At 68.5% G+C, this 21,277-nt stretch carries 20 protein-coding genes; 12 read left to right on the plus strand and 8 right to left on the minus strand.

Annotated features, from left to right (window positions below):
• Positions 1-8: 8 nt before the first annotated feature.
• A complete protein-coding gene (locus ACJ4V0_RS18835; RefSeq protein ID WP_448301146.1) occupies positions 9-1,793 on the minus strand; it encodes an acyl-CoA dehydrogenase family protein in 1,785 nt (594 codons plus the stop codon).
• Between the two features lie 146 nt (positions 1,794-1,939).
• On the opposite strand from ACJ4V0_RS18835, the gene ACJ4V0_RS18840 reads away from it, so the two are divergent.
• A complete protein-coding gene (locus ACJ4V0_RS18840; RefSeq protein ID WP_448301147.1) occupies positions 1,940-2,905 on the plus strand; it encodes an L-threonylcarbamoyladenylate synthase in 966 nt (321 codons plus the stop codon).
• 2 nt (positions 2,906-2,907) lie between these two features.
• Here ACJ4V0_RS18840 and ACJ4V0_RS18845 read toward each other — a convergent pair whose 3' ends face one another.
• The 3 genes from ACJ4V0_RS18845 to dxs form a co-directional block, all read right to left on the minus strand.
• Positions 2,908-4,125 (minus strand): class I SAM-dependent RNA methyltransferase, encoded by a 1,218-nt coding sequence (locus ACJ4V0_RS18845; RefSeq protein ID WP_448301148.1) that lies wholly within the window; start codon positions 4,123-4,125, stop codon positions 2,908-2,910.
• Positions 4,126-4,357: 232 nt separating this feature from the next.
• Complete coding sequence (locus tag ACJ4V0_RS18850) at positions 4,358-5,095, minus strand: TlyA family RNA methyltransferase (protein ID WP_448301149.1); 738 nt, start codon at positions 5,093-5,095, stop codon at positions 4,358-4,360.
• Positions 5,092-7,020, minus strand: a complete 1,929-nt coding sequence (gene dxs, locus ACJ4V0_RS18855; protein WP_448301150.1) for a 1-deoxy-D-xylulose-5-phosphate synthase — start codon at positions 7,018-7,020, stop codon at positions 5,092-5,094. Before dxs ends, ACJ4V0_RS18850 begins: the two co-directional genes overlap by 4 nt.
• 197 nt (positions 7,021-7,217) lie before the next feature.
• On the opposite strand from dxs, the gene ACJ4V0_RS18860 reads away from it, so the two are divergent.
• A complete protein-coding gene (locus ACJ4V0_RS18860; protein ID WP_448301151.1) occupies positions 7,218-7,577 on the plus strand; it encodes a carboxymuconolactone decarboxylase family protein in 360 nt (119 codons plus the stop codon).
• Positions 7,578-7,581: 4 nt separating this feature from the next.
• On the opposite strand, the gene ACJ4V0_RS18865 is transcribed toward ACJ4V0_RS18860, so the two are convergent.
• From ACJ4V0_RS18865 to ACJ4V0_RS18875, 3 genes are all read right to left on the minus strand, one after another.
• Entirely contained in the window at positions 7,582-8,499 is a 918-nt protein-coding gene (locus tag ACJ4V0_RS18865; protein ID WP_448301152.1) for a pirin family protein, read from the minus strand.
• A gap of 184 nt (positions 8,500-8,683) precedes the next feature.
• Entirely contained in the window at positions 8,684-9,472 is a 789-nt protein-coding gene (locus ACJ4V0_RS18870; RefSeq protein ID WP_448301153.1) for an SDR family oxidoreductase, read from the minus strand.
• Positions 9,473-9,589: 117 nt separating this feature from the next.
• Positions 9,590-10,408, minus strand: coding sequence for a DUF1194 domain-containing protein (locus ACJ4V0_RS18875; protein ID WP_448301154.1), 819 nt, complete (start codon positions 10,406-10,408; stop codon positions 9,590-9,592).
• A 220-nt stretch (positions 10,409-10,628) separates the two neighbouring features.
• Here ACJ4V0_RS18875 and ACJ4V0_RS18880 point away from each other — a divergent pair, with 220 nt between their 5' ends.
• From ACJ4V0_RS18880 to ACJ4V0_RS18890, 3 genes are all read left to right on the plus strand, one after another.
• Positions 10,629-11,558 (plus strand): histone deacetylase family protein, encoded by a 930-nt coding sequence (locus ACJ4V0_RS18880; protein ID WP_448301155.1) that lies wholly within the window; start codon positions 10,629-10,631, stop codon positions 11,556-11,558.
• A 29-nt stretch (positions 11,559-11,587) separates the two neighbouring features.
• Positions 11,588-11,848: an exodeoxyribonuclease VII small subunit gene (locus tag ACJ4V0_RS18885; RefSeq protein ID WP_448301156.1), complete on the plus strand. Its 261-nt coding sequence runs from the start codon at positions 11,588-11,590 to the stop codon at positions 11,846-11,848.
• Between the two features lie 428 nt (positions 11,849-12,276).
• A complete protein-coding gene (locus ACJ4V0_RS18890; protein WP_448301157.1) occupies positions 12,277-12,573 on the plus strand; it encodes a hypothetical protein in 297 nt (98 codons plus the stop codon).
• Between the two features lie 21 nt (positions 12,574-12,594).
• Here ACJ4V0_RS18890 and ACJ4V0_RS18895 read toward each other — a convergent pair whose 3' ends face one another.
• On the minus strand, positions 12,595-12,966 hold the full coding sequence (locus ACJ4V0_RS18895; protein WP_448301158.1) for a DUF2147 domain-containing protein: 372 nt from the start codon (positions 12,964-12,966) through the stop codon (positions 12,595-12,597).
• A gap of 143 nt (positions 12,967-13,109) precedes the next feature.
• Here ACJ4V0_RS18895 and miaB point away from each other — a divergent pair, with 143 nt between their 5' ends.
• From miaB to metK, 7 genes are all read left to right on the plus strand, one after another.
• Positions 13,110-14,510 (plus strand): tRNA (N6-isopentenyl adenosine(37)-C2)-methylthiotransferase MiaB, encoded by a 1,401-nt coding sequence (gene miaB, locus ACJ4V0_RS18900; RefSeq protein ID WP_448301159.1) that lies wholly within the window; start codon positions 13,110-13,112, stop codon positions 14,508-14,510.
• A gap of 81 nt (positions 14,511-14,591) precedes the next feature.
• Positions 14,592-15,629: a PhoH family protein gene (locus ACJ4V0_RS18905; protein WP_448301186.1), complete on the plus strand. Its 1,038-nt coding sequence runs from the start codon at positions 14,592-14,594 to the stop codon at positions 15,627-15,629.
• Positions 15,626-16,141, plus strand: a complete 516-nt coding sequence (gene ybeY / locus ACJ4V0_RS18910) for an rRNA maturation RNase YbeY (protein WP_448301160.1) — start codon at positions 15,626-15,628, stop codon at positions 16,139-16,141. The genes ACJ4V0_RS18905 and ybeY overlap by 4 nt, the downstream gene beginning before the upstream one ends.
• Positions 16,128-17,399, plus strand: a complete 1,272-nt coding sequence (locus tag ACJ4V0_RS18915) for a hemolysin family protein (RefSeq protein ID WP_448301161.1) — start codon at positions 16,128-16,130, stop codon at positions 17,397-17,399. Before ybeY ends, ACJ4V0_RS18915 begins: the two co-directional genes overlap by 14 nt.
• A gap of 97 nt (positions 17,400-17,496) precedes the next feature.
• A complete protein-coding gene (lnt, locus tag ACJ4V0_RS18920) occupies positions 17,497-19,110 on the plus strand; it encodes an apolipoprotein N-acyltransferase (protein WP_448301162.1) in 1,614 nt (537 codons plus the stop codon).
• Between the two features lie 206 nt (positions 19,111-19,316).
• On the plus strand, positions 19,317-19,736 hold the full coding sequence (locus ACJ4V0_RS18925) for a helix-turn-helix domain-containing protein (protein ID WP_448301163.1): 420 nt from the start codon (positions 19,317-19,319) through the stop codon (positions 19,734-19,736).
• Between the two features lie 267 nt (positions 19,737-20,003).
• On the plus strand, positions 20,004-21,266 hold the full coding sequence (metK, locus tag ACJ4V0_RS18930; RefSeq protein ID WP_448301164.1) for a methionine adenosyltransferase: 1,263 nt from the start codon (positions 20,004-20,006) through the stop codon (positions 21,264-21,266).
• Positions 21,267-21,277: the final 11 nt, after the last annotated feature.

Here is a 21,277-nt window from a genome sequence, read left to right on the forward strand (position 1 = left end):
GTGGGTCCTTAGCTGGCGAACGGGATGTCGAGATCGACGACGGCCTGGCCGCCGGAGGTGACGCTGGCGCCGAGGCCGGGCGCAGCGGTCGCGAGATTCTCGGCGAAGAAGCGGGCGAGGCCGAGGGCTTCGGCGCGGGCTGCCTCGTCGACGCCGTTGGCGCGCGCCTTCAACGCCTTCTCGGCGAGCGAGGTGCCGCCCAGCGCCAGGCCGAAGAGCCGCGCATAGGGCGTGGCGCCAGCCTGGGCATCCGCCGGGTCCGACTTCAGCGCCTCCAGGAGATGGCGCGTCGACGCCGCGAGCGCGTCGACCGCCTCGCCGAGGCGGGAGGCCGTCAGGCCGAAGTCCGCCGCGTTGGACCGCGCGACCTCGGCCACGATGCCGCGCATGCGCGCGATCTCCGCCTCCACCAGCGCGCCGCCGTCGATGCCGATCTTGCGGCTGACGAGGTCGATGGCCTGGATGCCGTTGGTGCCCTCGTAGATGGCGTAGATGCGTGCGTCCCGCATGTGCTGCGCCGCGCCCGTCTCCTCGACGAAGCCCATGCCGCCATGAACCTGCACGCCGAGCGAGGCGACCTCGTTGCCGATGTCGGTGGAGAAGGCCTTGGCGATGGGCGTGAGCAGCGAGGCGCGCGCATTGCCGGCCTTCCGCTCCTCCTCGGTGGCGGCGAGATGGGCGCGGTCGATCTCGGCAGCCAGCATGTAGCAGATGGCCCGTGCCGCGCGCGTCGAGGCGCGCATGGTGGCGAGCATGCGCTTGACGTCCGGGTGCTCGATGATCGGGCTGATGCCCTCGGTCTTCGAGCCCGGCGCCTTGCCCTGCCGCCGGTCCATCGCATAGGCGATGGCCTGCTGCGTCGCCCGCTCGGCGATGGAGACACCCTGCAGGGCGACCGCGAGCCGGGCATTGTTCATCATCGTGAACATGGCCATGAGGCCGCGGTTCTCTTCGCCCACCAGCCAGCCGACAGCGCCGCCCTGGTCGCCATAGACCATGGTGCAGGTGGGCGAGGCGTGGACGCCGAGCTTGTGCTCGATGGAGTGGCAGCGCACGTCGTTGCGCGCGCCGATGGAGCCATCGGCGTTCACGAGGAATTTCGGCACGAGGAACAGCGAGATGCCCTTGGTGCCGGCCGGGGCATCGGGCAGGCGCGCCAGCACGAGGTGGATGATGTTCTCGGTCAGGTCGTGCTCGCCATAGGTGATGAAGATCTTCGAGCCGGTGATGCGGTAGGTACCGTCGTCGGCGCGCTCGGCTCGGGTCCTTAAGGCCGACAGGTCCGAGCCTGCGGAGGGCTCGGTCAGGTTCATCGTGCCGGTCCACTCGCCGGTGATCATCTTCGGCAGGTATTTGGCCTTGAGGTCCTCCGAGGCGTGGGCGGTGATCGCCTCGATGGCGCCCTGGGTCAGCAGCGGCCCGAGGCCGAAGGCGCCGGAGGCGGCGTTCCACATCTCGATGCAGGCGGAATTGATCACGCAGGGCAGGCCCTGGCCGCCGAAATCGGCATCGGCCATGAGGCCGTTCCAGCCGGCGGCCGCCCAGTCGGTATAGACCTCCTTCCAGCCGGGAGGCATGGTCACGACACCGTCCTTGAACGGCGTGCCGTGGCGGTCGCCGAGGCTGTTCAGCGGGGCGATGCGGTCGCTCGCGAACTTGCCGGCCTCTTCCAGGATGGCGGAGACGTCATCCAGCGTGAGGTCGCCATAGAGGCCGCTCGCCAGGGCTTCCTCGAGCCCGACGGCATGCTTCAGCGTGTCGATCATGTCGGCGACGGGCGCGCGATAGGTCATGGGCATCCTCCGGTCGGCTCTGTTTCTAGGTCTGACATGGCCCAGCGGCAAGGACGCCGGATGGCGGATCGGGGGAAGGGTGAGGGGCAAGAGCCCGGGGCTCCTTCCAACGTGAGTTTCCCGCCCGCCCGTGCTAAGCGCCGGCCATGACAGCCCGTTCTACCCAACGCCTTGCCCCGGATGCCGCCAGCCTTGCCGAAGCCGGCAGGATGTTGCGCGCCGGCCGCCTCGTCGCCTTCCCCACCGAGACCGTCTATGGCCTCGGCGCCGACGCCACGGACGGCCGGGCGGTGGCCGGCATCTATGAGGCCAAGGGCCGGCCGAGCTTCAATCCGCTGATCGCCCATGTGGCGACGACCGACGAAGCCTTGGCGCTGGGAACCTTCGACGCCGACGCGGCGGCGCTCGCCCGCGCCTTCTGGCCCGGCCCCTTGACCCTCGTCGTCCCCATGGCGGAGGGCGCAGGCATCTGCGATCTCACCCGCGCCGGGCTCGACACGGTCGGTCTGCGCGTGCCGGACCATCCGATCGCGCAGGCGATCCTGAAAGCCGCCGGTCGGCCCGTCGCCGCCCCGTCGGCCAATCGCTCCGGTCATGTCAGCCCGACGACGGCGGCCCACGTGCTTGCCGATCTCGACGGGCGGATCGACGCCGTCGTCGATGGCGGGCCGACCGACGTGGGTGTGGAATCGACCATCGTCGCCTGCCTCGGCGGCGCGCCTGTCCTGCTCCGGCCCGGCGGCGTGGCGCGCGGGGCGATCGAGGCCGTCATCGGCCGGAAGCTCGCCGCCGCGGCGGGCGAGGCGACCATCGCGCCGGGCATGCTCGCGTCGCACTACGCCCCGCAGGCCGGCATCCGGCTCAACGCCGTGACCGTGGAGCCCGGAGAGGCGCTGCTCGCCTTCGGTTCCGACGTGCCGACAGGGGCGACGACCGTCCTCAACCTCTCGATGTCGGGCGATCTCGCCGAGGCGGCGGCCAACCTCTTCGGCCATCTGCGGGGGCTGGATGCGTCGGGCGCGGCGCGCATCGCCGTCATGCCGATCCCCGGGGAAGGTCTTGGGGAGGCCATCCGCGACCGGCTGGCGAGGGCCGCCGCACCGCGCTCCTGAGGCTACCGGCTGAAAGTCGCGACCAGTTCGACATGCGCCGACCATTGGAACTGGTCGACCGGCGTGACCGAGCCGAGCGTCCAGCCCGCCGCGATCAGGATGCAGGCGTCGCGGGCGAAGGTCCCGGCATTGCATGAGACGGCGACGATGCGTCCGACATCGGCCTTGGCGAGCGTCCTCGCCTGAACCTCGGCGCCGGCGCGCGGCGGGTCGAACACCACCGCGTCGAGGCCCTTCAGGTCCGAGAGCATCAGCGGCCGGCGGAACAGGTCGCGCGTCTCGGCCTGGATGGGCTTGAGGCCGGACGCCATGCGCACGGCCTGCGCCAGCGCCGCGATCGCGGCGGCGTCGGAATCCACCGCCCTGACCTTGGCCTGGCGGGCGAGCCTGAGGGCGAAGGGGCCGACGCCGCAGAAGAGATCAGCCACCGATTTCGCCTTGCCGACGCCCTCGAGCACCAGGCTTGCCAGAACCGCTTCGCCTGCCTCGGTCGCCTGCAGGAAGCCGCCCGGCGGCAAGTGCACGCGGATGCCGTCGATCAGCACCGAGGGCGGCTCGCGCTGCATGACGAGGTCGCCGTGATTGGTGAGGCGCACGAGGGAGGCGGCGTTGGCCGCCTCGATCAGGCGCAGGCGGTCCTTCTCGCCGAGACGGCCGGGCCCGCGCAGGTCCATGTCGAGACCCTGGATCGTCGCCGTGACCTGGATGTCGATCGGCTTGCCGACACCCTCCAGTGCGCGGGCGACGAGGCGCGCGGCGGGCAGGGCGGTGTCGAGGGAGGGTGCCAGAAGGGGGCAGGCGTCGATGGCGATGATGGCGTGGCTGCGCGCCGCGGCGAAGCCGACCTCGAGGCGCGGGCCGGTGCCCCGCCGGGCGTGGAAGGTGACGCGGCGGCGGCCCTCGCCCTGCGCATCGATGGTCGGCGCCACCTCCGGATGAAGTCCATGCTGGGCGAGCGTCGTGACCAGGATATCGCGCTTCCAGGCGAGATAGGGGGCGCTGGCCCAGTGCTGCAGGGCGCAGCCGCCGCAGGTGCCGAAATGCGGGCAGGGCGGGGCGACGCGGTCGGGGCTCGGCGTGACGATGCGCGAGGCGATGACCCGCTCGGCCTCACCCTCGACCTCCACCACTTCGCCGGGCAGCGTGAGGGGCACGAACCGGTCGCCGGCGATGCCGTCGCCGCGATGGCCGACATGGGAGATGGTGAGACGGGTGGTCATGAGGTTCCGATCTTTGGCTCCCTGCACGAAAGTAGTGCGTCCTTCGAGGCTCGCCGTGGCTCGCACCTCAGGATGAGGACGGGAGTGAATGGCACTCCGGTGGCTTCAGATGCAATGGCCGGCGCTCAGTTCGTCCCAGATGCCTGGCAGCTCGCTCCTCATCCTGAGGCGCGAGGGCCCTGGCCCGAGCCTCGAAGGACGTACTTCGGCTGTGCCTTATGCCAACGACGGGTCAAGGCCGGCACCCGTGCATGAGGAATTCGCGGTTGCCGTCGCCGCCGGAAATCGGGCTGTCGATCATGCCGCCGATGCGCCAGCCGAAGCCTTCCGCCTCCGCCCTGATCCCGGCCACGGCCGCGTCGCGCGCGGCGTCATCCGTCACGATGCCGTTCTTGCCGACATGGCCGCGGCCGACCTCGAACTGCGGCTTGATGAGCGTGACGAGTTCGGCGTCGGGAGCGAGCAGGGCCGAGACCGCCGGCAGCACCAGCCTCAGGGAGATGAAGCTGACGTCGATGACGGCGAGATCGGGCCGGTCGGGCAGAGCGTCGGGTGTCAGGTGGCGGATGTCGGTGCCTTCCATCAGGGTGACGCGCGGATCATCGCGCAGGCTGGCGTGAAACTGGCCGCGGCCGGTATCGACCGCGAAGACATGCTTCGCGCCCTCGGTCAGCAGCACGTGGGTGAACCCGCCGGTCGAGGAGCCGACGTCGAGGCAGACCCTCCCGCCGGGGCGTACCATGAAGGCCTCCAGCGCCTTTGCCAGCTTCATGCCGCCGCGCGACACCCAGGGATGGGGCGCTTCCGCGACGATAGCGGCATTGGAGGGGATCTCTTCGGAGGCCTTGCGGACCGGCCTGCCGTCCGCGACCACGAGGCCGGCGGCAATCGCCGCCTGTGCTCGCGCGCGGCTTTCGAAATGGCCGCGCTCGACGAGAAGCAGGTCGGCGCGGCGCCGGGGCGTGGTCAAGCCCTCAGCGCCCCGGATGCAACGGTGACGACCTCGCGGCCCAGCGCCTCGAAGACCCTGGCGACGATGCCTTTCGCGTCGAGGCCCGCCTTCGCATACATGGCCTCGGGTTTGTCCTGGTCGAGATAGACGTCCGGCAGCACCATGGAGCGGACGCGGAAGGCGCCGTCCAGCAGGCCGCGGTCGGCCAGCGCATGAAGCACGAACGAGCCGAATCCGCCGATGGAGCCTTCCTCCACCGTGATCAGCACCTCGTGCTCGCGGGCGAGGCGGGTGACGAGATCGATGTCCAGCGGCTTGGCGAAGCGGGCGTCGGCCACGGTGGTCGACAGGCCGAGCGCGCCGAGATCCTCGGCCGCCTTCAGGCATTCGGCGAGACGGGTGCCGAGCGACAGGAGCGCGACGCGCGTTCCCTCGCGGACGATCCGCCCCTTGCCGATGGCGAGCGGCACGCCTTCCGCCGGCAGGTCGACGCCGACGCCCTCGCCGCGCGGATAGCGGAAGGCGATGGGGCCGTCGTCATAGGCCGCGGCGGTCGCGACCATGTGCATGAGTTCGGCCTCGTCGGCCGCCGCCATGATGGTCATGCCCGGCAGGCAGCCGAGATAGGCGACGTCGAAGGAGCCGGCATGGGTGGCGCCATCGGCGCCGACGAGGCCAGCGCGGTCGATGGGAAAGCGCACCGGAAGCCTCTGCAGGGCGACGTCGTGCACGACCTGGTCGTAGGCCCGCTGCAGGAAGGTCGAGTAGATGGCGCAGAAGGGCTTGTAGCCCTCCGTCGCAAGGCCCGCCGCAAAGGTCACGGCATGCTGCTCGGCGATGCCGACATCGAAGGTACGGGCGGGATAGATCGTCTCGAAGAGGTCGATACCGGTGCCGGAGGGCATGGCGGCGGTGATGGCGACGATCTTCTCGTCCTTCGCCGCCTCCCTGATCAGGCTCTCGCCGAACACCTTCGTATAGCTTGGCGCATTGGCCTTGGCCTTCACCTGCGTGCCGGTGACGACGTCGAACTTCGCCACCGCGTGGAGCTTGTCGGCGGTCTCCTCGGCGGGGGCGTAGCCCTTGCCCTTCTGGGTCACGACATGCACCAGGATCGGGCCGAAATCGGCGTCCCGGACGTTCTTCAACACGGGCAGCAGATGGTCGAGATTGTGCCCGTCGATGGGCCCGACATAATAGAAGCCGAGTTCCTCGAACAGCGTGCCGCCGGTGACGAAGCCGCGCGCATGCTCCACCGCGCGCGTCACGGTGCGGTCGATGGTCTTGCCGAGGTGCTTGGTCAGTTGCTTTCCGATGTCGCGCAGCCTGAGATAGGTCTTGCCCGAGGCGAGACGGGCCAGATAGGCGGACATGGCGCCGACCGGCGGGGCGATCGACATGTCGTTGTCGTTGAGGATGACGATCAGCCGCTCGTGGCGCGCGCCGGCGTTGTTCATCGCCTCATAGGCCATGCCGGCGGACATGGCGCCGTCGCCGATCACCGCGATCACATGGTTCTTCGCGCCGTCGAGATCGCGGGCGACCGCCATGCCGAGTCCCGCCGAGATCGAGGTCGAGGAATGGGCGGCGCCGAAGGGGTCGTATTCGCTCTCGGAGCGCTTAGTGAATCCCGAGAGGCCGCCGGCCTGGCGCAGCGTGCGGATGCGGTCGCGCCGGCCGGTGAGGATCTTGTGCGGATAGGCCTGGTGGCCGACGTCCCAGATGATGCGGTCGGATGGTGTGTCGAACACGTAGTGCAGCGCGGTCGTCAGTTCGATCACGCCGAGTCCGGCGCCGAGATGCCCCCCCGTCACCGAAACAGCGGAGATGGTCTCCGCCCGCAGTTCCGCGGCGACCTGCTTGATCTGATGTTCGGGCAATCTGCGGAGATCGGCGGGCAGGCGGATCGTGTCGAGAAGCGGCGTGCTGGGGCGTTCGGTCACTCGTGTCACCGGCTTGTGGCGGGACGGATCAATAGGGATCGCAGGGGTCCGAGGGGTACACCACCGGATGGGGTGGCGCAATGTGGCGTGGCCGGGAGGCCTCACCGGTGCAGGCGTGGTGTGCGGTCGCAGGCATTGTCTGCGGTGTCGTTTGTCATTATATGCAAAATTAAGAATATGAACACGGATCGGCATCCATGACCAAGACCTACCCCGAGATCACCAAGGCCCTGTCCGCCGGCCTGCGCGACCTGCGCAAAGAGGCCGGCGACACCATGGCGGGCTTCTCGACCATGACGCAGGCCGCCATGAAGGACGGCGCCGTCTCGAAGAAGACCAAGGAGTTCATCGCCCTGGCGCTGGGTGTCGCGGCCCGCTGCGACGGCTGCCTCGGCTATCACGCCGAGGCGCTGGTGAAGCTCGGCGCCACCCGCCAGGAGGTGGCCGAGGTGCTCGGCGTCGCCATCCAGATGGGCGGCGGCCCCTCGCTGATGTATGCGGCCGACGCCTACACGGCCTTCCTGCAGTTCGAGGAAAAGGCGCAGGCGCCCGCCTGACGCCTCACTCCGGCAGGGGGATGAACTCCTCTTCGTCCCCCGGCACGGTGTCGAAGCGCTTCTGCTTCCAGTCCTCCTTGGCCTGCTCCAGTCTTTCCTTCGACGACGAGACGAAGTTCCACCAGATGATGCGGGGCCCATCCATGGTCGCCCCGCCGCAGAGGATGAGCCGCGCCGGCGTCACGGCGGAGAGGGTGATGCGGTCGCCTGGCCTCAGCACCAGAAGCTGTCCCTCCCGGAAGATGTCGCCCTGCAGGTCGATCTCGCCGGAGACGACGTAGAGGCAGCGCTCTTCCGTGTCGGTATCGACCGGCAGCTTCGCCCCGGCCTCCAGAATGATGTCGCCGTAGATGGTCTCCCAGTTCTGCGTGACCGGCGAGGTCTCGCCATAGAGCGTGCCCATGACGACGCGGATCGTCTTGCCGTCGCCGCGGATGACGGGCAGCTCGCGTTCCTCGACATGCTCGAAGCCGGGCGTCGTCTCCTCGTGCGTCTTCGGCAGGGCGACCCAGCTCTGGATGCCGTGCAGCTTGTGGCCGGAGGCCTTGAGGGCAGGGTCGGTGCGCTCGGAATGGACGATGCCGCGACCGGCGGTCATCAGGTTCACCTCGCCGGGGCGGACCGGCAGGTAGGTGCCGAGCGAGTCGCGGTGCTGGATCTCGCCCTCGAAGAGATAGGTGACGGTGGACAGGCCAATATGGGGGTGAGGGCGCACGTCGATGCCGCCGCCATCCTTGAATTCGGCCGGACCCATGTGGTCGAAGAAGATGAAGGGGCCCACCATCCGCCGTTTGGCGAAGGGCAGGGCGCGGCGCACGGTGAAGCCGCCGATGTCGTGCGTCCGCGGCACGATGACCATGTCGATGGCGTCGCAGGCGAAGCTGTCGCCGGGGGCAGGATCGGGTGTCGGGGCAAAGGACATCGGAGGCTCCTCGGGGGCTGGAGAACGATGTCGGAAAGTCTAACCGAGGGAGAGCGCCAAGGCGACAGGCAGCGGGGCCGTGTGGGCTTGCGCCGCCGCAAGAAACCGGCAGGAGCCCGGTTCCCTGAATGCAGATGCCCGGGACCTGGCCCGGGCATCTGGTCGTCTCAGGTGATGGGGTGCATCAGACGTTCTTCGTCGCGCCGCCGTCGACGCGGATCTTCGACCCGGTGATGTAGGCGGCCTGCTCGGAGCAGAGGAAGGCGGCGGCGGCGCCGAATTCCGCGGCGGTACCGAGGCGGCCGGCCGGGATCGTGGCGATCGAGGCGGCCTGGATCTCGTCCATCGACTTGCCGCTGCGCTTGGAATTGGCCTCGTCCAGTTCCTTGATGCGGTCGGTGGCGATGCGGCCCGGCAGGATCATGTTGACGGTGACGTTGTCCTTGGCGACCTCGGTCGACAGCGTCTTCGACCAGCCGACGATGGTCGAGCGCAGGGCGTTCGACAGGGCAAGGTTCGGGATCGGGTTCTCGACGCCGGAGGACGCGACGGTGAGGATGCGGCCCCATTTGCGGGCGCGCATGCCCGGCAGGACCTTTGCGGTGATCTGGAACACCGGCTCCACCATCACCTTGAACATCTTAGCCCATTCTTCGGGGGCGACTTCGGTGGCCGGCTTGGCCGGCGGGCCGCCGGTGTTGTTCACGAGGATGTCGATCTGCCCGAGGGTCTTCTCGGCGAGCGCCACGATCTCCTCGACGGCGCCCTCGGCGCCGAGGTCGGCGGCGATGCCATAGGCCTTGCCCTTGCCGCGGGCGGTGATCGCCTCGGCATTGGCCTTGATGCGGTCGGCGGTGCGGCCGACGAGCATGACGGTCGCGCCTTCGGCGGCGAGCGCCTCCGCGATGCCGAGACCGAGGCCGCGGCTCGAGGCCAGAACCAGTGCTTTCTTGTCGGACAGGCCGAAATCCATGTCACCCTCCTTGGGATTGGGCGCGCAGACAAACCCGAAGCGCGGCCCGATGCAAGAGGACGGGTCGCGGGACAGATGAGCGCGGGCACGCGATGGCGACGGCTGGTGCGTGCGGGCTCAGTTGCGCTCGAAGCGCTCGCGCCAGATGCGCTCGCCGGCCAGACAGTCGACCTTCTGCGTCTGGGCGGGAACGATGCGAGGTCCGTCCGGCGCCGGCCAGGCGGGCAGGATCCCCGCCACCTCGAGCACCAGCTTGCGCCGGGTCGCCGTGACGAATTCCTCCGGCGTGGTGATCGCGATGACGAAGGAGCCGGGGCCGCCCACCACGCAGTCCTGATAGTAGGCGTCGAGGTTGGGAACATCGGCGTAGCGCGTGTTCCGGCGCGGCATGACGATGGGCAGGCCGTTGATCACGATGCCCTTGGCGAGGGCGTCGTCGCGGGCGATCTCGACATGCGGTCCGTTGTTGTTCGAACCGTCGCCGGACACGTCGATGACGCGCCGCATCGACCTCAGGCCGGACTTTTCAAGGAGGTCGACGCTTGCCTGGATGGCGCCGGAGATCGAGGTGCGGAAGGCGCGCCGGTAGGGCTTGGCCTCCAGCTCCGCGGCGAAGGCGCGGGCGCTCTCGGGGCCGTCGATGATGCGCCAGTCGATGACGACCTGCCGCTCGTGGTGGCCGGCCCATTCCAGATAGCTGACGGCGATCTTGCCGATCAGCCCCTTGCGGATGGCGTCGAGTACTTCCGGCGAGGTGATGGCCTTGATGTAGCCCTCGCGCTGGAGACGCTGTTCTTCCGGGTCCATCGAGTAGGAGATGTCGACCGCCAGGACGATCTGGACGTCGACCTCGCTCGCCGCCGAGCGGCCCTGGGCCAGTGCCGACGAATGCCAGCCCATGGCCAACAACACGACAAGGATCAATGCACGGACCATGAAAAACCCCGAGCAGTGTCTGAGAACGTCATCAGCCTGACACAGGGCGCGGGACGGGGGAACGCATGTTCGGCGAGGCACCGGCGGGGAAGGGCGACAGCCCCATCACGTTTGCGTGGGCGGCATCGGTTGCGAAGCCCGCACCATGCTTTATTCATGGCCCCATGAGTTCCGGGCGGTCCCGCACGGTCCGTCACAGTGCATCGAAGGGCCGGCTGCCGTGACCACACTCGTCATCTCCCACGCCAAGTGCCTCGAGCACCAGACGCCCTTCGGCCATCCCGAGCGCGCCGACCGCCTGCGCATGATCACCCACGTGCTCGAGCATGAGCGCTTCGCCGACCTCGCCCGCGACGAGGCGCCCGAGGCGCCGGTCGAGGCCATCCTGCGGGTTCATCCCCCGGAATTTGTCGAGAAGCTGGTCAACGCCACGCCCTTTGTCGGCCTGGTCCATGTCGACGGCGACACGACCCTGTCCCCCGGCTCCTACGAGGCGGCACTGCGCTCGGCCGGCGGCGGCCTCTTCGCCGTCGACGAGGTGATGACATCAAAGGTGGCCAATGCCTTCGTCGCCACGCGGCCTCCCGGCCACCATGCCGAGATGGCGACCGCCATGGGCTTCTGCCTGTTCAACAACGCCGCGATCGCGGCGCGCCACGCCCAGGCGAAATACGGCGCCGAGCGCGTCGCGATCATGGATTTCGATGTCCATCACGGCAACGGCACGCAGGACATCTTCTGGTCCGATCCGTCCGTCATGTACCTGTCGACGCACGAGATGCCGCTCTATCCCGGCACCGGCGCGCTGAACGAGACCGGCGCCCACAACCAGATCGTCAACGCGCCGCTTCGCGCCGGCGACGGCGGCGACCAGTTCCGCGAGGCGATGGACACGGTGATCCTGCCGCGTATGCGCGCCTTCCGGCCCGATCTCGTCATCATCTCCGCCGGCTTCGACGCGCATGAGCGCGACCCGCTCGCCAACATCAACCTGACCGAGGCGGATTTCGCCTGGGCGACCAAGCGGATGATGGAGGTCGCGGACGAGACCTGCGGTGGCCGCGTCGTCTCCCTGCTGGAGGGTGGCTATGACCTCGAAGGCCTCGGCCGTTCCGTCAGCGCCCATGTCATGGCATTGATGCGGGGCTGACCCGACGATTCGCCTGTCCGGAGTGCCCCATGAGCGACAAGAGCGCCGCCCCCCATGCCGATGTCGCGGCCCTCTCCTTCGAGAAGGCGCTGGGGGAACTCGAGCAGATCGTCCAGAAGCTGGAAGGCGGCAACGTGCCGCTCGAGGATTCCATCGCCATCTACGAGCGCGGCGAGGCGCTGAAGAAGCGCTGCGAGGCGCTGCTGCGCGACGCCGAGGCGCGGGTGCAGAAGATCACCCTGGCGGCGGATGGCTCGCCGGCGGGGGCGACGCCGCTCGATGCGGGGTGAGGGGCTGACCAACGGCTTGCGGAAGGGCGAGCGAGATGCAGAGGGCAGGGTGCATTCTGGCAGCCATCTGCCTTCTGCTTGCGCCAGTCTTCTTCTTGTGGGCGATCCAGACCGCTTGGATGAGCGCGCTTCCGGGTGCGGACAAAGCCGAGTTGGAATGGCGATTTGCTTGGCGATTGGGCGTGACAGTGTTCCTGGTCGGTCTTCCATTCGTCCTATGGGCATTTGTCCGCCTGCGCCGACGGAAGTAGCGCCGACCCCGCGATGGGCCCGCCACTCGGCGCATTAACGTTACGTCAAACATCTCTGTCCCGACCTCTGACAGCGCCTTAAGCTGTTGATAAGATTTGAACGTCGGCGTTCCGCGTCGATGGACGGGCTGGCCTGCCGCTGCCCGCCCCTGTTCCGCGTATCGAGGGTCAAGTTCCATGCGTATCACCCTGAAGGGCGCCGCCGTCGCCGCGGCCCTGTCGCTTGCCGCCGTCGTCGGCACCGCTCCCGCCGCCCATGCCAAGAAGCCGGTGATCATCGTCGCGGGCTCTGCCACCACCGTGAAATGGACCGCCGTCGGCATTATCGGCGTCGCCGGTATCCTCGTCACGTACGACATCATGCGCCGCTTCGGCTGCACCGGCGACTTCCTGCGCCTCGGCGGTCCGGGCTTCACCAGCCCGATCGGCAACCAGCCGATCATGCCGCCGCGTCGCTGCACGCCGCCGCGCTGAGCCTTCCGGAGGCGGCGCGCGTCAGCGCGCCGCTGTCCAGTTCACATCCCGGCACAGCAGGCGGCCGAGGATGCAGCCGCGCGTCGTCAGCCGGTCGCCGCTGGTGGTGATGGAGATGGCATAGCTGCGCCCGCGCTTCGGGTCGAAGGCGGTGCCCTCGAACTTGCCCTCGCCCTGGCGCGCCAGCGTCATGACGAGGCGGTCGCCGACCTCCTCGCCGCCGCTGGTGTCGCCGATCCACAGGTTGACGGCGCAGACCTTGTCGCCGCAGGGCGCGATGCGCACCCGCGCATTGCCGTCGCCGCGCAACCAGGTGCCGTCGATCGCATGGGCGCCGGCCGCGGTGACAGCCAGCATCCAGGCGGATGCCAGAAACGTCGTTAGAAGTCGCATGGGATCATCTCCGCCGATGGCCACAACCGGCTGGATACGACGATGGCGGGCATCTGGTTCGCTGAAACCGGCAACGCCGCCGGACGCTGCCCCCTTAACGCCCCTGCCCGAACCCGCTATAGCTCCGTCCTCCGGAGCCACTGATGAGCGAATCCGCCGACAAGCCGCAGCCGAAAGCCGTCTACGTCAAGTCCTACGGCTGCCAGATGAACGTCTATGACAGCCAGCGCATGGCCGACGTCATGGGCGCCGAGGGCTATCGCGAGGTGGCGACACCGGAGGAGGCCGACCTCATCCTGCTCAACACCTGCCACATCCGTGAGCGCGCCGCCGAGAAGGTCTATTCCGAGCTCGGCCGCATGCGCGTCATCAAGGAAGAGGCGAGGGCGGCCGGCCGCAAGGTCATGGTGGGCGTCGCGGGCTGCGTCGCGCAGGCCGAGGGCGAGGAGATCGTGAAGCGTGCGAAAGTCGTCGACCTCGTCGTCGGCCCGCAGAGCTATCACCGCCTGCCCGATCTCGTCGGCCGCGCCGCGGTGCGGCCCGGGGTCGTCGACACCGAGTTTCCGGTCGAGGACAAGTTCGGCGCGCTGCCGGCGGCGAGCGAGGCGAGGACCCGCTCGCGCGGCCTCACCGCCTTCGTCACGGTGCAGGAGGGCTGCGACAAGTTCTGCACCTTCTGCGTCGTGCCCTATACGCGCGGCGCCGAGGTCTCGCGGTCCGTCGCGCAGGTCCTCGCCGAAGTGGAAACGCTCACCGCGGCCGGCGTGCGCGAGGTCACCCTCCTCGGCCAGAACGTCAACGCCTATCACGGCATCGGGCCGGACGGGTCCGAATGGACGCTGGCGCGGATCCTGCGCCGCCTCGCCGACGTGCCGGGCATCGCGCGCCTGCGCTACACCACGAGCCACCCCCGCGAGATGTCCGACGACCTCGTCGAGGCGCATCGCGACCTGCCCGAACTCATGCCCTACCTGCACCTGCCCGTGCAGTCCGGCTCCTCGGCCGTGCTGAAGCGCATGAACCGCAAGCACACGCGCGACGACTATTTCCGCCTCGTCGACCGCGTCCGGCAGGCGCGCCCCGACATCGCGCTGACCTCCGACTTCATCGTCGGCTTCCCCGGCGAGACCGACGCCGATTTCGCCGACACGCTCGATCTCGTCCGCCGGGTCGGATTCGCGGCCGCCTACACCTTCTCCTATTCCTCGCGGCCCGGAACGCCCGGCGCCGAGATGGACGGGCACCTCGACGAGGGCCTGAAGACGGCGCGGCTGCATGAACTTCAGGCGCTGGTGACCGCCCAGCAGCACGCCTTCCAGGAGAGCCTCGTCGGCCGGACGGTCGATGTCCTCTTCGAAAAGGCCGGCCGCAAGCCCGGCCAGGTGGTCGGCCGCTCGCCCTATCTGTCACCGGTGCAGGTCATCGGACCGTCGTCTCTCATCGGCAGCATCGTCCCTGTCCGAATCACGGGAGCCAAGACAAACTCCCTGGATGGCGATCTCGTCGGGACGTCCCATATTCCGGCAGTGCATGCAGCAGAGTAAGTGGTCTCAACCCAGGACAAGAGGACGGCGCGGTTGAAAAATCCCAGCGGGGGCGGCTTCGGCCCGGATAGCGGACGCAACATTCCCTGGCTTGCGACGCATGACGACACGGCCGAGGCCGAGATCACCCTCTCCTTCGACGACAACCGCCTCGCCAGCCGCCTGTTCGGTCAGTACGACCAGAATCTCGCCTTCCTGGAGAAGCGGCTCGGAATCCGTGCCACGGCGCGCGGCAACCTGGTCAATCTCATCGGCCCCGCCGATCCCTGCGAGCAGGGCAAGGTTGTGCTGGAAAACCTCTACGCACGGCTCAAGAGCGGCCACGACGTCAATCTCGGCGATGTCGACGGCGCCATCCGCATGTCGACCTCTCAAGGGTCCCTGTTCGAGGCGGACGGCGCCCCGCGCCTCGGCCACGAGGAGATCGTCACGCGCAAGCGCACCGTTCGCGCCCGCACCCCGGCGCAGGACGCCTACATCCGCGCGCTGAAGCGCCACGAACTCGTCTTCGGCATCGGCCCGGCCGGCACCGGCAAGACCTGGCTCGCCGTCGCCCAGGCCGTCGCCCTGCTCGACAAGGGCATGGTGGATCGTCTCATCCTCACCCGGCCGGCGGTGGAGGCCGGCGAACGGCTCGGCTTCCTGCCCGGCGACATGAAGGAGAAGGTCGATCCCTATCTGCGTCCGATCTACGACGCGCTCTACGACCTGATGGACGCCCCGCGGGTCGAGCGCGGCATGCAGTCCGGCATGATCGAGATCGCGCCGCTCGCCTTCATGCGCGGCCGCACCCTGACCAATGCGGTGGTCATCCTCGATGAGGCGCAGAACACGACATCGATGCAGATGAAGATGTTCCTGACCCGTCTTGGCGAGAACTCGCGCATGATCATCACCGGCGACCCGACCCAGGTCGACCTGCCGCCGGGGATGAAATCGGGCCTGTCCGAGGCGCTGGATCTCCTCGACCCTGTCGAGGGCATCGCCCAGAGCTATTTCACCGAGGACGACGTGGTGCGCCACGAGCTCGTCGGCCGCATCGTCAAGGCCTACGAGGCTGCGACGCGCTCCGGCGAGCACACGGCGCCGCACATGCCGCGCCGCATGCGCGAGGCATGAGCGCAGGCCGTATCGAGGGGGCGGCGATCGTCACGGAGATCGCGATCCTCTCCGATCTCTGGGACGGGCTTCCGGAGGCCGAATCGGTCGTCCATCGGGCGGTGGACGCTGTCGCGGCGCGGGACGATGTTGCCGTGCCGGCCGATGCCGAGCTGTCGTTGGCGCTGGCCGACGACGCCGCCGTGCAGGCGCTCAACCGGGACTACCGGGCGAAGGACAAGCCGACCAATGTGCTGTCCTTTCCGGCCGCGCACGGGCCTTTGCTCGGCGACGTGATCATCGCCTGGGAGACCCTCATCCGCGAGGCCGCGGAGGAGGATTTGACCCCGGTCGATCACCTGACCCACTTGACGATCCATGGCCTCCTGCATCTTTTAGGCTATGATCACGAGACCGAAGCGGAAGCCCTGAGGATGGAGGCCCTTGAAACCTCGATCCTCGCGGGCCTCGGAATTCGCGATCCCCACGCGGCCGGGCGAGAGACGCCCGATGGAACCCATGCCCGACCCTAGCGACAGTCGATACCGAAGCACCGCGGCCGAGGCCGCTACCACGCCGAACCCCCAGGGCGGACAGCCTCCGGAACCTGGCAAGCCCGAACCCGAGCGCGGCGCCGACAGGCACGACCGCTGGGTCGACCGGCTCTTCTCCCGCCTGCGTCTGAGGTCAGGCACCTCCGCACGGCAGAACCTTGAGGACGTGCTGGAGGAAAATGCGCCCGCCGCAGCCGGCTTCACGCCGGAAGAGCGGTCGATGCTGCGCAACATCCTCGACCTGCGCGAAAGCCGGGTGAACGACCTCGCCCAGCCGCGCGCCGACATCATGGCCGTGCAGAAGGATACCTCCCTCGCCATCCTGATGCAGGCGTTCGAGGATGCCGGCCACACCCGGCTCGTCGTCTATGACGACACGCTCGACGACCCCGTCGGCATGGTCCACATCAAGGATCTGGTGAAACACCTGTTCGCCGAGGCGAAGAAGGCGACGCGCAAGCGCCGCACCCGCGGCAAGCCCGTCGAGGTGGCCGCGGAGACGGCGGTGGCCGAGGCGCCGAAGGTCGCGAACGGACTCGATCTCGGCGCCGTCGATCTCAATGTCGCCCTGTCGGCGACGCGCCTGATCCGGCCGATCCTGTTCGTCCCGCCCTCCATGCCGGCCATCGACCTGCTGGCGCGCATGCAGGCGACCCGCATCCAGCTCGCGCTTGTTGTGGACGAATATGGCGGCACAGACGGCCTCATCGCCATGGAGGACATCGTCGAGAGCATCGTCGGCGACATCGAGGACGAGCACGACGTCGACACTGCCCGCACCATCTCGCAGATGGCCGATGGCGCCTATATCGCCGACGCGCGCGCCACGCTCGACGAGGTTCGCGACATGCTCGGCCCCGAGTTCGAGCCGGGCGAGGAGATCAGCGAGGAGGTCGACACGCTCGGCGGCTACCTGACCGTCCTGGCCGGCCATGTGCCCGTCCGCGGCGAACTGGTCGCAGGTCCCGGCGAACTCGAGTTCGAGATCATCGACGCCGATCCGCGGCGGGTAAAACGCGTCAAGATCACCCGTGGCCGCGGCCTCATCAGCCGGCCGGCAGCGCGCGGGCGACGCAAGGACGAGGAAGAGCAGTCGGCCGCCGCCGCCGTGGCATCGACTCCGCCGGGCGCCCCCGCCCCCATGGCCGTGGCGGCCGCCTCGGCGCAGGGCTTGCCGGCGCCGGCGGTGCAGAGCGGGACGCCAGCGCCGGTCGGCCAGGTCGACAAGGCGGGCTGAACGGCCCGCCGCTTGACCCGGAAGGCCGGCTGACCGACACGCAATCCATGAGCCGGTTCCCCGACGATTCGCCAGGCATCCAGAAGGGCGCGGCGCCGTGACGATCCGCGACGTCGCGCGCGCGGTGATTCTCGCCTGGGGGTGGAAGCGGACGGGCATCGCCTTCGGCGCCGGGGCCCTCGGCGCCCTCGCCATGCCGCCCTTCGGCGCCTTTCCCGTTCTGGCGATCAGCTTCCCGCTTCTCGTCTGGCTTCTCGACGGCGCCGCGGCCGCCGGCGGCGGCTGGCGCACGATCCTCGCCGCCGGCCGGACCGGCTGGTGGTTCGGCTTCGGCTATCACCTCGCCGGCCTCTGGTGGATCGGCTCGGCCTTCCTGGTGGAAGCCGACAGGTTCGCCTGGCTGCTGCCGGCCGCCGTGACGCTGCTGCCCGCCGGGCTTGCCCTGTTCACAGCCCTCGGGGCGATGCTGGCGCGCCTTCTCTGGCGACCTGGCGCCCGCCGCATCGTGGCGCTGGCGCTCGGCCTCATGGTGGCCGAGTTCCTGCGCGGGACCCTGCTCACGGGCTTCCCCTGGAACCTCTACGGCTATGCGCTGACGCAATATCTCTGGCTGGCCCAGGGCGCCGCCATCGTCGGCGTCTATGGGCTGACGCTGGTGACCGTTCTGGTCTTCGCCAGCCCGACGGTCCTCGGCGACGAGGATGCGGCCCCGACCGCCCGCTGGGCGGTGCCGGCGGGCGCGGTCCTCTCGCTCATGTGCCTCGCCCTGTTCGGCGGCTGGCGCGTCTCGACCACCGAGATCGCCTTCGTTCCCGGTGTGAAGCTCCGCATCGTCCAGCCGGATATTCCGCAGGACCAGCGCTTCCGGCCCGAGGCGCGCGACGCGATCCTTGCCCGCTACGCCGAACTCTCCGACAAGCCGACCTCGCCGGAGCGATCCGGCATTCGCGACGTCACCCACGTGATCTGGCCGGAATCGGCCTTTCCCTTCTTCCTCATCTGGGACCGGGAGGCGCTGTCGAAGATCGCCGACCTGATCCCGCCGGGGGTCACCCTGATCACCGGAGCGGCCCGGCCCGACGAGCCCCTTCCCGGCAGGCGCGACCCCCGCGTCTTCAATTCCGCCTACGTCATCGACCACGAGGGCGTCATCGGCGAGACCTACGACAAGGTTCACCTCGTCCCCTTCGGCGAGTATCTGCCGTTTCACGACCGCCTCGAAGCCCTGGGGCTGGAAGCGATCACCCGCCAGCGGGGCGGCTTCTCGGCCGGCGACCGGCGACGGACCCTTTTGGTTCCCGGCGCTCCGCCCGTCGGTATCCTGATCTGCTACGAGGTGATCTTTCCCGGCGCGGTAACCGCGGCGGACCAGCGCCCGCAATGGCTCCTGAACGTCACCAACGACGCCTGGTTCGGCGTCACTCCGGGCCCCTACCAGCACATGCACCAGACCGCGGTCCGGGCGGTCGAAGAGGGGCTTCCCGTCGTCCGCGCCGCCAACAACGGCATCTCTGCCGTCGTCGATCCGACCGGCCGCGTCCTGCGGTCACTGCCGCTGGGAGCGCGCGACGTGCTCGACGCGGACCTGCCGAAGGCCCTGCCGCGAACCGTATTCGCGCGCGCCGGTCACTTTCCGCTCGGCGTCGCCTGTGCCGGCCTCCTGCTGCTTCTTCTCCGCTCCGGACGGCGCGCGAGCAGACATCCCTTGTGACAAGGTGGCAGCCGTCAATTTACTTGTAACGATCTGGACAATTGGCCATAAGCTGATCAATTGGTGTTCCCCGGCGCACTTGATGGGCTATAGTGCGGATCGCATGGTGCAATATTGAGGCTCGCGCGGGGAAGCGGGAACTGCCACTCTTTGGGAGGGATGTCCGTGGGTCTGGTGAACGCGTGCGGAGGCACGGAGAGTCTTTGATGGTTGTAAAAAAGTCCCCGAACCCGATCGACAAGCACGTTGGCAGCCGCGTCCGAATGCGCCGGATGATGTTGGGAATGAGTCAGGAAAAGCTGGGCGAACGCTTGGCCCTGACGTTCCAGCAGGTGCAGAAATACGAGAAGGGCACGAATCGCATCGGCGCGAGCCGATTGCAGCAGATCGCCGCCATCCTCTCGGTTCCCGTCTCCTTCTTCTTCGAGGGCGCTCCCTCCGGTGAGCCGGCCCCGGAAGGCGGCTTCTCCGATGTCGGCGCTGCCTCCTACGTCGCCGATTTCCTGTCGACCAGCGAGGGCCTCTCGCTCAACCGGGCCTTTATCCGGATCAAGAACCCCAAGGTGCGCCGCAAGATCGTCGATCTCGTTACCGCCATCGCGGGTGACGAGGACGAGCCGGTCTGACCGGACGACGATGATCCTCCGTCGGCAATTCGGCGTCAGTCGTTCTTTTTCGCGAACGAATCGGCCTTTTTGCCATATTCGGACTTGACCGCCGAACAAGCTGTTGCCAGAACCCTCGCCGGTTTGGGTGTCGCGCCCCTTGTGCGTCCCCCGGCAGCCGCGCCGCTTTCCGGCGTGCGGATGTTCAAATCCGGTTCATGGTGCCACCGATAACGACGGCGCCTCGCCCCGCGATCCCCGTGGGCCTTTGCTTCTGGAGGACGTTTCGTGTCCCGCAGTTCCTACCTCTTCACGTCGGAATCCGTGTCCGAAGGCCATCCGGACAAGGTCTGCGACCGCATCTCCGACGAGATCGTCGATCTGGTCTTCAAGGAAGCGGCCAAGGCAGGCGTTCCCGCCTCCTCCGTCCGCATTGCGGCCGAGACGCTGGCGACCACCAACCGCGTCGTCATCGCCGGCGAGGTCCGCGTGCCGGATTCGCTGCTGAAGAAGGGCAAGGACGGCAAGGTCGTGAAGGATGCCCATGGCAACCCGCTGGTGAACCCGTCCAAGTTCAAGTCGGCGGCGCGCAAGGCGATCAAGGCGATCGGCTACGAGCAGGCCGGTTTCCACTGGAAGACGGCCAAGATCGACGTCCTGCTGCACTCCCAGTCGGCGGACATCGCCCAGGGTGTCGACGAGGCCGGCAACAAGGACGTCGGCGCGGGCGACCAGGGCATCATGTTCGGCTATGCCTGCCGCGAGACGCCGGAACTGATGCCGGCGCCGATCTACTACGCCCACAAGATCCTCGAGAACCTCACCCGGTACCGCAAGGCCGGCGAGCGCGGCTGCGAGAAGCTCGGGCCCGACGCCAAGAGCCAGGTCACCATCCGCTACGAGAACGGCAAGCCGGCCGCGGTCACCCAGATCGTGCTGTCGACCCAGCATCTCGACGAGAAGCTGACCTCCAAGGACGTCCAGAAGATCGTCGAGCCGGTGATCCGCGAGACCCTGAACGGCATCGAGATCGCCAAGGACTGCAAGTGGTGGATCAACCCCACCGGCAAGTTCGTCATCGGCGGTCCGGACGGCGACGCTGGCCTCACCGGCCGCAAGATCATCGTCGACACCTACGGCGGCGCGGCCCCGCACGGCGGCGGCGCCTTCTCCGGCAAGGACCCGACCAAGGTTGACCGCTCGGCCGCCTACGCCGCGCGCTACCTCGCCAAGAACGTGGTCGCCGCCAAGCTCGCCGAGCGCTGCACCATCCAGCTGTCCTACGCCATCGGCGTCGCCAAGCCGCTGTCGATCTATGTCGACCTGCACGGCACGGCCAAGGCCGGCGTCGACGAGGCCAAGGTGGAGAAGGCCCTGGCCGAGGTCATGGACCTCTCGCCGCGCGGCATCCGCGAGCACCTCGGCCTCAACAAGGCCATCTATGCCCGCACCTCCGCCTACGGCCATTTCGGTCGCAAGGCCGGCCGCGACGGCAGCTTCTCCTGGGAGAAGACCGACCTCGTCGCCAAGCTGAAGGAAGCCGTCGCCTGAGGCGACGGTCC

This window comes from Phreatobacter aquiterrae (assembly GCF_053471285.1).

Excerpts from the sequence above, each read along its gene's own strand:
- ACJ4V0_RS18915 (WP_448301161.1), top strand. The coding sequence starts at position 16,128 with ATGCCCGACCCTAGCGACAGTCGATACCGAAGCACCGCGGCCGAGGCC.
- ACJ4V0_RS18845 (WP_448301148.1), bottom strand. The coding sequence starts at position 4,125 with ATGACCACCCGTCTCACCATCTCCCATGTCGGCCATCGCGGCGACGGC.
- ACJ4V0_RS18870 (WP_448301153.1), bottom strand. The coding sequence starts at position 9,472 with ATGGATTTCGGCCTGTCCGACAAGAAAGCACTGGTTCTGGCCTCGAGC.
- ACJ4V0_RS18875 (WP_448301154.1), bottom strand. The coding sequence starts at position 10,408 with ATGGTCCGTGCATTGATCCTTGTCGTGTTGTTGGCCATGGGCTGGCAT.
- ACJ4V0_RS18860 (WP_448301151.1), top strand. The coding sequence starts at position 7,218 with ATGACCAAGACCTACCCCGAGATCACCAAGGCCCTGTCCGCCGGCCTG.
- ACJ4V0_RS18890 (WP_448301157.1), top strand. The coding sequence starts at position 12,277 with ATGCGTATCACCCTGAAGGGCGCCGCCGTCGCCGCGGCCCTGTCGCTT.
- ACJ4V0_RS18895 (WP_448301158.1), bottom strand. The coding sequence starts at position 12,966 with ATGCGACTTCTAACGACGTTTCTGGCATCCGCCTGGATGCTGGCTGTC.
- ACJ4V0_RS18835 (WP_448301146.1), bottom strand. The coding sequence starts at position 1,793 with ATGACCTATCGCGCGCCCGTCGCCGACATGATCGACACGCTGAAGCAT.
- ACJ4V0_RS18840 (WP_448301147.1), top strand. The coding sequence starts at position 1,940 with ATGACAGCCCGTTCTACCCAACGCCTTGCCCCGGATGCCGCCAGCCTT.
- ACJ4V0_RS18865 (WP_448301152.1), bottom strand. The coding sequence starts at position 8,499 with ATGTCCTTTGCCCCGACACCCGATCCTGCCCCCGGCGACAGCTTCGCC.
- ACJ4V0_RS18925 (WP_448301163.1), top strand. The coding sequence starts at position 19,317 with ATGGTTGTAAAAAAGTCCCCGAACCCGATCGACAAGCACGTTGGCAGC.
- ybeY (WP_448301160.1), top strand. The coding sequence starts at position 15,626 with ATGAGCGCAGGCCGTATCGAGGGGGCGGCGATCGTCACGGAGATCGCG.
- miaB (WP_448301159.1), top strand. The coding sequence starts at position 13,110 with ATGAGCGAATCCGCCGACAAGCCGCAGCCGAAAGCCGTCTACGTCAAG.
- ACJ4V0_RS18885 (WP_448301156.1), top strand. The coding sequence starts at position 11,588 with ATGAGCGACAAGAGCGCCGCCCCCCATGCCGATGTCGCGGCCCTCTCC.